This is a genomic window from Streptococcus mitis (assembly GCF_001074635.1).
GTDB lineage: Bacteria > Bacillota > Bacilli > Lactobacillales > Streptococcaceae > Streptococcus > Streptococcus mitis_E.
In genome coordinates this window covers 1-7789 of the sequence record NZ_JUQO01000077.1, presented here as the reverse complement: position 1 = coordinate 7789, position 7789 = coordinate 1, and the positions used below count along the sequence as shown (strand labels likewise).

1 protein-coding gene is annotated in these 7789 nt (G+C 41.5%); it reads right to left on the bottom strand.

Annotated features, from left to right (window positions below; all coding sequences use genetic code 11):
* Window positions 1-7665 (bottom strand): accessory Sec-dependent serine-rich glycoprotein adhesin (locus ADI58_RS03140; RefSeq protein ID WP_049521420.1); only part of this gene is annotated, 7665 nt, incomplete at its 3' end.
* Window positions 7666-7789: the final 124 nt, after the last annotated feature.

The window sequence follows — 7789 nt, the reverse complement described above, 5'->3', positions numbered from 1 at the left end:
TGACTCTGATGTTTGCTTAGAGGCTGACTCACTTACTGAGTTGCTTGTTGAAGCTGACTCTGAGACTTTAGTTGAAGCTGACGCGCTTGCTGATGTGCTTGCTGAAGCTGATTGTGAGTATACAGCTGAAGCTGATTGACTAACTGAAGCACTTGCAGACACTGATTTGTACTCAACGTCTGATACAGGTGGTTTGACTGTAGTTTGCGTACCATCTTTATAAGTAATGGTTACATTACCATCTGAGTCAATCGTATAACCAGCATCTCCTGCTTTAATACGATTTGCAACTTCAGGATTCGCTGCTTTCACCGCAGCAATGACAGCTTTCTTATCATCTTCAGTCAAAGCAGTTGCATTGCTTACTGGTACTGTCGAAGGTGTGACAGCTGGGAATTTGTCTTTCAATTTCCCTTGAACAACGATAAAGACTTCTGTCTGTGTTTCGTTATCATTCGCGTCTCTTGTAACAATTCTACGTGTCCAACGGTTTGTTGGATACTCAGGGGTCGTTGTTCTTAAACCTCTACCTTGCACCCAAGTTTCTTCTGGATTTAATCTACCTGTTGTTTCTACAGTAGCAGGATTTGTTTCTGTAGCATCCTTTACTGGACCTTCGAAGGTAGGTTTCTGAACGTTTGCACCCTCTAGAATCCCGCCTGAGGCGTGGGAAGTATCCAAGAAGTTTGTTTGTTTTCGGCTATTATCTGTAACTAGGAATTTATTTATTTTACCACTGTTATCTTTAGCAGTAGCTACAAATCGGTATTCATCTCCAGCAAAGATTTCATAACCATCTGGTTGCCCTTGGATGATTGTCTTCTTAGTTGCAGGAACCCACTGACCATCTGCATTCTTAATTTCAAGCCCGTATGTTACTTCTGGAACTTCATTTTCTTTAGTAATTGCTCCATTTCCAACTGCTGAAGTAATCCTGTCGGTTGTATTTGCACCTGCTGGGACTGACTGGGTAGCAGTCAAGGTCGCATTCTTAGTCAACAAATCATTCGTAGCATATTCAGGACCTAAGTCTGCCTTGTCAAATGTAACTTCTGTTGCATCGGCAGGGACCACCTTAGTATATGGACGTGTCGTATTACCCACAGTAACGTTCAAGGTTACAGTTGCACCTGGTTTAACATTACTTACTGTAATTGACTGGTCTGGCAATCCCCCTTGTTCTGTCATATTCTGGATAACTGGTGTCTTCAAGGAAACAGCGAGATCCGTAATTGGGATGGTACGGCTTGTTGTATCCTTATAAGTGATCCTCGCGAAACCATTTTCGAACGTAATATCATCAATACGAGTAGCTTCTCGAACCTTCGCTGTATCATGTGCTGTTCGAATTGCATTTTTAATATCCGTTTTATTTTGTTCAGTAAGGGCATCTGTATCCGCCACTTGAATCAAACGAGCTGGATTGAGCTTGGAATTCTTTTCACTCAAACGTCCTTGTTTAATACGGAATGTTGATCCTTCTCCTGAACGGTTACCAGCTTTATCTTCTGCTGTAACTGAACGAGTTACTGCATTTCCGTCCGCATACTCGAGATCCGCCTTAATAGTTCCTTCGTTTGTTACAGTTGCTGGATTATTTTCTGTTGCAGTTGTAACGTCAGTAATCTTATTAGCTGATGTTGTTCCAAAGGAATCATCAAAGACATTTGAAGTTTCTGAAGCAGAAGTCTTTCCTTGACGGATAGCACTTGAGGCAACCTTACCACTGTTATCTGTAAACTTGGTTTCGAACTGAAGTTTATCCCCTGCATAGAAGATATAAGTTGGCAAGCCTTGGTCAGTTGTTTTTGGAGTATCTTCCCATGTTTTGCTAGCTTCGTTGTATACCTTAACAGTGTTGCTCTTAACGCGAGGTGGAGTTGTTTCAGGAGTGATACGTGCAGTTGCATCATCTGATACCAATGGTTCCAAAGCGTTTCCATTTGCTGGATTTGGCTTATTCACCGTCTGGTTAACTGTTACATCTCCATCCCTCGGAAGAAGGCCGTCATTAGCTGCATATACTTTGGCTAGGTCTTCTTTAGTGAAGGTAACTGTTCCATCTTGGCCAGCTTGTTTCGGAGCTAGTTCTACTCCAGCGACCGTCATTTTGACTGTTGCGCCAGGAAGAGCATTCTCAACCGTGATAGCTTGGTCTGATAGACCACCTTTTTCTGTCACTGTATCTGCCTTCACAGTCGGAGCCAGTGGTCTAACTTTAACAAGGACCGTTCTTTCGTCTGACGCTGCTCTCCAACCAGATTCTTGAGGCAAGGTAATATTGACACGGTGAGTACTAATTTTTGGCTCAGAAACGGTCGTGGCATCTGGTCGTTCACCGTTTCTCCACGCATAGGTCGTACCTTCTGGGGCTGCATTTGATGTTGCTGTTGGTTTCAAGGCCTCACCTGGCGAATTGATAACCCTATTTAACGGTGTTAAATCACCAACTGTTGTCTCCAGAACTTCTTTTGGTTCAAAATCATAAACTGTATAGTTTATATTTGTTGTAGTCGTTAGAGCTGGATTTGATGTTGATGCTGTACCAAAACGGCCATTTGCAAATTGAGCTGTAACAGTATAGTCTGTTCTGTGAGGAGTTTGGCTGTTCCAAACCGCACTGAAGTTTTGGCTGTTGCCAACTACTTTCTCTTCGCCCTCGTTATTCAAACGGTAGCGATAAGTCCAATTCACAGTTCCTTGTGATTGTGTTCTGAGGACATCCACATTGGTGTAATCCGTAATCAGACCACCAATAACATTTTTATTTACAAAGGCGTTAAAGACACCTGTCTTACCATTTACTGTCTTAGCTTCTAGTTTTGGATAAACTTGGTAATTGTAATCAACATCCTCTTTGGAACCATCTGCATAAACTACCTCGATCTTAGCAGCCTTATTACCAGGAGTCGAAACATCTGGTGTTGATCCCTGTTTCCATCTTACGGTAGCTGTTTGAGGATAGTTACCTGCAAGGAAATCTTTAGGATCTTGATTTGCTAAATCTGTCTCACCTTGAACAGCATAGAATTTACCAGCATTTGTTGCAGTATCGATATTTTTCGCAGTCGGTACATACTTATCTGCCTGACTTTGAACACGGATAGTAATATCCTTTGTAGCAGTATTATTTTTCTTATCTAATGCTGTAATAGTAGTAGTAGTAGTACCAGGAGTAGTTGGTGTTCCTACAATCTTACCATTTTCAAAGCGCAATCCTGCTGGAAGTCGATTTAGGGTAACTCCACCATCTTTTACCCCTACTCCTGCATCCGTTACTGTGATTGGGATATCCGTTTCAGAGATTGGCTCTCCTGCAGTAATGACTGCATCCTTAGCTGTGATGACTGGTGGCGTAGTATCTACGGTTACCGCACGAATGGTATCCGTATTACTCTCAACTCCATCATGAGTTTGAACTTTAGAAATGATGTCTGTGTTATCTTTTACCGCACGGTCTGGCAAGGTAATAACACCCGTATCCGCATTTACAGTTACCCCTGTAGGTGCATTTGGAATAGACCATTTACCATTGCTAGCTTTTCGAGCAGTAATCGTTTTTTGAGCTGTTTGACCTTCAGGTGTATAGGTAACAGAAAATTGGTCTACGTTCGCCTCTTGTTTCGGAGTTACTGTAACGTCTCCATTTGAGCTATTAACTTCACCATTAGGTGTACTTGGTTGTACTTTTACAACGACAAGTTGCTCTTTATCAACTGCAAATGTTGTACGTGTTTCACTATTAACATTTTTTTCATTTGCCGGGAACTCAGCTTTGGCAATACGAGTGTATTTACCAGGCTGTGTGAACGTTTGTCCTTGTGCAGAAGTTCTATTATTATTATTCTCAGTCCAGACAAAGTTCATACCACTTGGGAAGAAACTATCATCACGAACCTGTCCATTAGCATCTGTCGTTGCTAGGTACTGGTGAGCATCTCCTAGTGATTGATTCAAGGAACGCGATATCTCATTGCTGTCAGGAAGGTTTTTCTTAACTACATCAACCACACGATACTTCATGTAGTAGGTAACATTGTTATTATTTCCATCAGACGCATAAATCTTAGCTGTATGCACACCGAGCTTCTGATTATCAGCGACAGTACCTGAAAATTGACGATTTGCGTATTTATTTGACTCTGTCTTACCTGTTTGTGGTGTAAAGTTAGTTGCTGTCACACCTGAAGGAAGATTCTCTATACGAAGACTTGTTACCTTACCAGAGTTATCCCAGGCTTTCAACATTGGGTTGAAGTTTGCACCACGGTAGACAGTAAAGAGTGGGTTTTCTGGTTCTATTGTTGGCAAATCATGACCTTGAAGCTGAACTTTCGGCGCCACATTATCACGCACGTTAAAGTTAACTGGCACTTCATCTGTTGAACCATCTGGGTAAGTAACAACAACTGTACGTCTCAACGTTCCATCTGTTACGGTTGTTGATTCACCTTGTTTCCAGGCATAAGTTGTTGTCGTTCCAGCTGTAGTCCCTTTAGTTGGGAGTGTGTTTTTGTTTGAAATATAAGTTTCAGGACTTGCAAAACTTGTTACTGTACCATTAGCAGGTAGGTCAATTGTTGGAGTAGTCGCTGTCGGAGCATATTTGTCAGACTGCTTACGAACTTCGATCTGGATATTTGCATTGTTTGTAGTAGCGTTGTTTCCGTCGTTATTTGTTAAGTCCGATTGATCATATCCACTAACGTAACGAGTCCACATATTTTTTGTCACATCGTTATCATTAATTGCTTGATTCTTGCTGACTTGACCTGCAATATTTACCTTATATGGACTAGTAGCTGTTGCATTATTTTCTTGTCCTAGCTTCTTGCTTTTATCTGTAAAGGCAATATTAGTTCCTGAACCACTAATATTTACGCCATCCGAAACTGCAAAACCAGATGCAGGAGCCTCTACATTAGCATTCGGATGAACCTTAATCTTATTCAACTTATTGCTGTTATCAGTCAAGTTGACGTCGACATCAAAGGCTTCTTCACGGTAAACGATAATCTTACGACCTTCTACTTTTGCACCTTTATTGACTGTGATGTCTGTAATAGTTGGTGCAGTGTTGTCAATATTACGCGCGATGATTTGGTTACTCTTATCAGACTCTACGTAGTTCTTAGTGATGTTATCTTTTTTATCTACGTACTGCGCTTGATTTTCAACTTTGGTTACTGCACGGAATTTATCCCCTGTCTGCAAAGCAACATTTGTGAATGTAGCTACCCCATTACTATCCGCTGTTGCAGTTGCTAGTTGTGTACCGTTTTTCTCAAGAACAACCGTCTTACCAGGCACTGAGTTTTCAACACGAATATCCTGACGGTTTGGTCCGTCTGTAAATGTTGTGGTAATATTTGGTGTTTTCGGTTTTACAATGAAACGAACTGGAGTATCCGTAGATGTACCATCATCCCTAAATGTACGATGAATTTTGTAATCAAAGACACCCGGTTCTCTCGCAACGTCAGTTGCTTCAACTTTTCTATTGTTGTTTCTAGTATCTCGGAATTCGTAATCAACTTGAACTTCGTTTCCTTGACGTTTTCCTTTATCTAGCGCATAGTTATTTGTTCCAACGATAGCTGTATATTGGTTAGGGTCAGCGTAACCGACATTCAAGTTTCCGTTTACACCCCAAGCTTTAACCCCAGCATTTGTAAAGCTAGCTGTGCTGTATGGAGCTGTTACTTGATTAACAAAGTAAGTACCACCATCTACTGCCTCGATTGGGAAAGCTTGTGCATTCGTGATACCTAGTGGGTTTGTATAAATCTCTCCGACCGCAAAAGTAGTAGATTGACTTCCTGAACCGAAGAAGACTTTCATGTTTTTGAGGTCAACATTATCTTTGACTGTAGTTCTGAAACGAGTAACGTTTACACGGTTTTGAGCCCCACCGATTGTAGAGTTTTGCCAAATCGTACGAGTATCATTAACGATAGCATGTTTAATGCTATTGTCCCAAACAGGTCCATTCCATTGATCTCGACGACCACGACCGATAGAGCGACCAGTTGAATCTGTTTCTCCATCCGCACCAGCTTTCAGGATATTCTGATGTTCCGTTCTATCCCCTAGATTGACAATCCCTTGAGTTGAACGATTGAAGTTTGAAACACTGACAATTTCATTATCTGAAGCTTTTTCATAACTATTCCATCTATCAGGCAACAAACTGCTGTTATTATTGTCAATCGGCAGGTCTCTGAAATCGATAGGAGGTCTACCTGTTGTACCTGTAATTGTATCAACATAGCTTGATGTTGAAACTTCAGTAGGCATATTGACTTCTGATGGCACTTGAATCCACTTATACATGGTCGTCCATGAACGGTTTGCTCGTGGATTTTGAATCAAAGTCCAAACAATGGATTTAATCTTACCCTTCGAATCATACTCAGGAGTAGCTTTAACAGCAGTATGGTCTCGAACCCAGTTTTCTGCTTGACTGTTTTCACCAGATACAAAGAAGAATTCTTTCTGGCCGTTAGCTCCCGTTGTTTCAGACGTATTCAGGTAACGGTTACCAGCCTGAGTAGAGGCACCCGCTCGTAATTGAGAACCTCTCGTTATTGCTTGCCCATTACGTGGATCATTTTTACCTGAGCTAGCACGTTGCACTGCAATGACAATTGAGTTTTGTGCAGATGTCGCCTGCTTGATAACCTCTGTAAGGTCAGCATTTGGATTTTTAAGAGCTTCTTCGATAGCAGTTACAGCATCATTAACTTTAGCAACGGCTGCACCCGTGTTTGGTAGACCAACAGACTTAGCTAGATATTCTCCCATAGTAGCAGAAATCTTAGATAGCTTTTTACGATCTTCTTGAGCCTTTTTAGTTACGGTTGCATTTGCTGATGCTGCTACAGCTACATCTGTCGTTGCTGTTGTCAAGCTATTTTCCACAGATGCAGGAGCATTCAAGCTTTCCCCGATGTGGGCAATGGCACTCAAATTACGATTGATTGTATTGGCAAGAGCTGCATCTACAGATGGCTCTTCCTTACGAGTAGAAGCCGCACGGTCCGCAACAGTTTCTGAAGAAGCAGTTGCTACAGACTCTGAAGTCGCAGGTTTGCTTGATTCTGAAGTTGTTGCTGATTGGCTAGCTGAATCGCTAAGTGAAGCCGATAGACTTTGAGATTGACTCACGCTTTCTGACAGGCTTTGAGATTGGCTAGCACTTTCAGAGAGACTTTGAGATTGAGTAGTAGAGTCTGACTCAGTATTTGAATTTGACTGACTGACAGAATCCGCCTGACTAGCAAGCTCCCCTTCTTCTTTAGTCTCTTTTGCTTTACCTAAGACTGCTGAATCTTGCAATGCAAGTGGTTTTTCTCCTCCCACTTCTTTTTCAACAGTTACATTCTCATTTGCATATACATGTCCTTGAGTAGCCATAGCTCCTCCAAGTACCGTCCCTGCCGCTGCTATCCCTTTCAGGATATCCAACCCAGTCAGTGTATTTGCTGATTGTTCTTCGATTACTTCAGTTGTTACCTGAGCAGCATCTACACCACCACGCAAGACTTTAAAGAGGCCGAATTGAGAGGTCGAGGCACGCAACCAATGCTTACCTGACTTGATCAACTTGAAACGGGTCACACGATCCGTCTCTCTATATTCACCTTCTTGGCGTCTAAAAAACATTTTTTTAGATTCCTTTCCTTTTGTTTTTATGTGTATTTGTCGATAAAATACCAATATACATTATACACTTTAGTTTCAAGTTTTTCAATAACTTCAAAAACATTTTTACCTAAAAAAAAAAAAG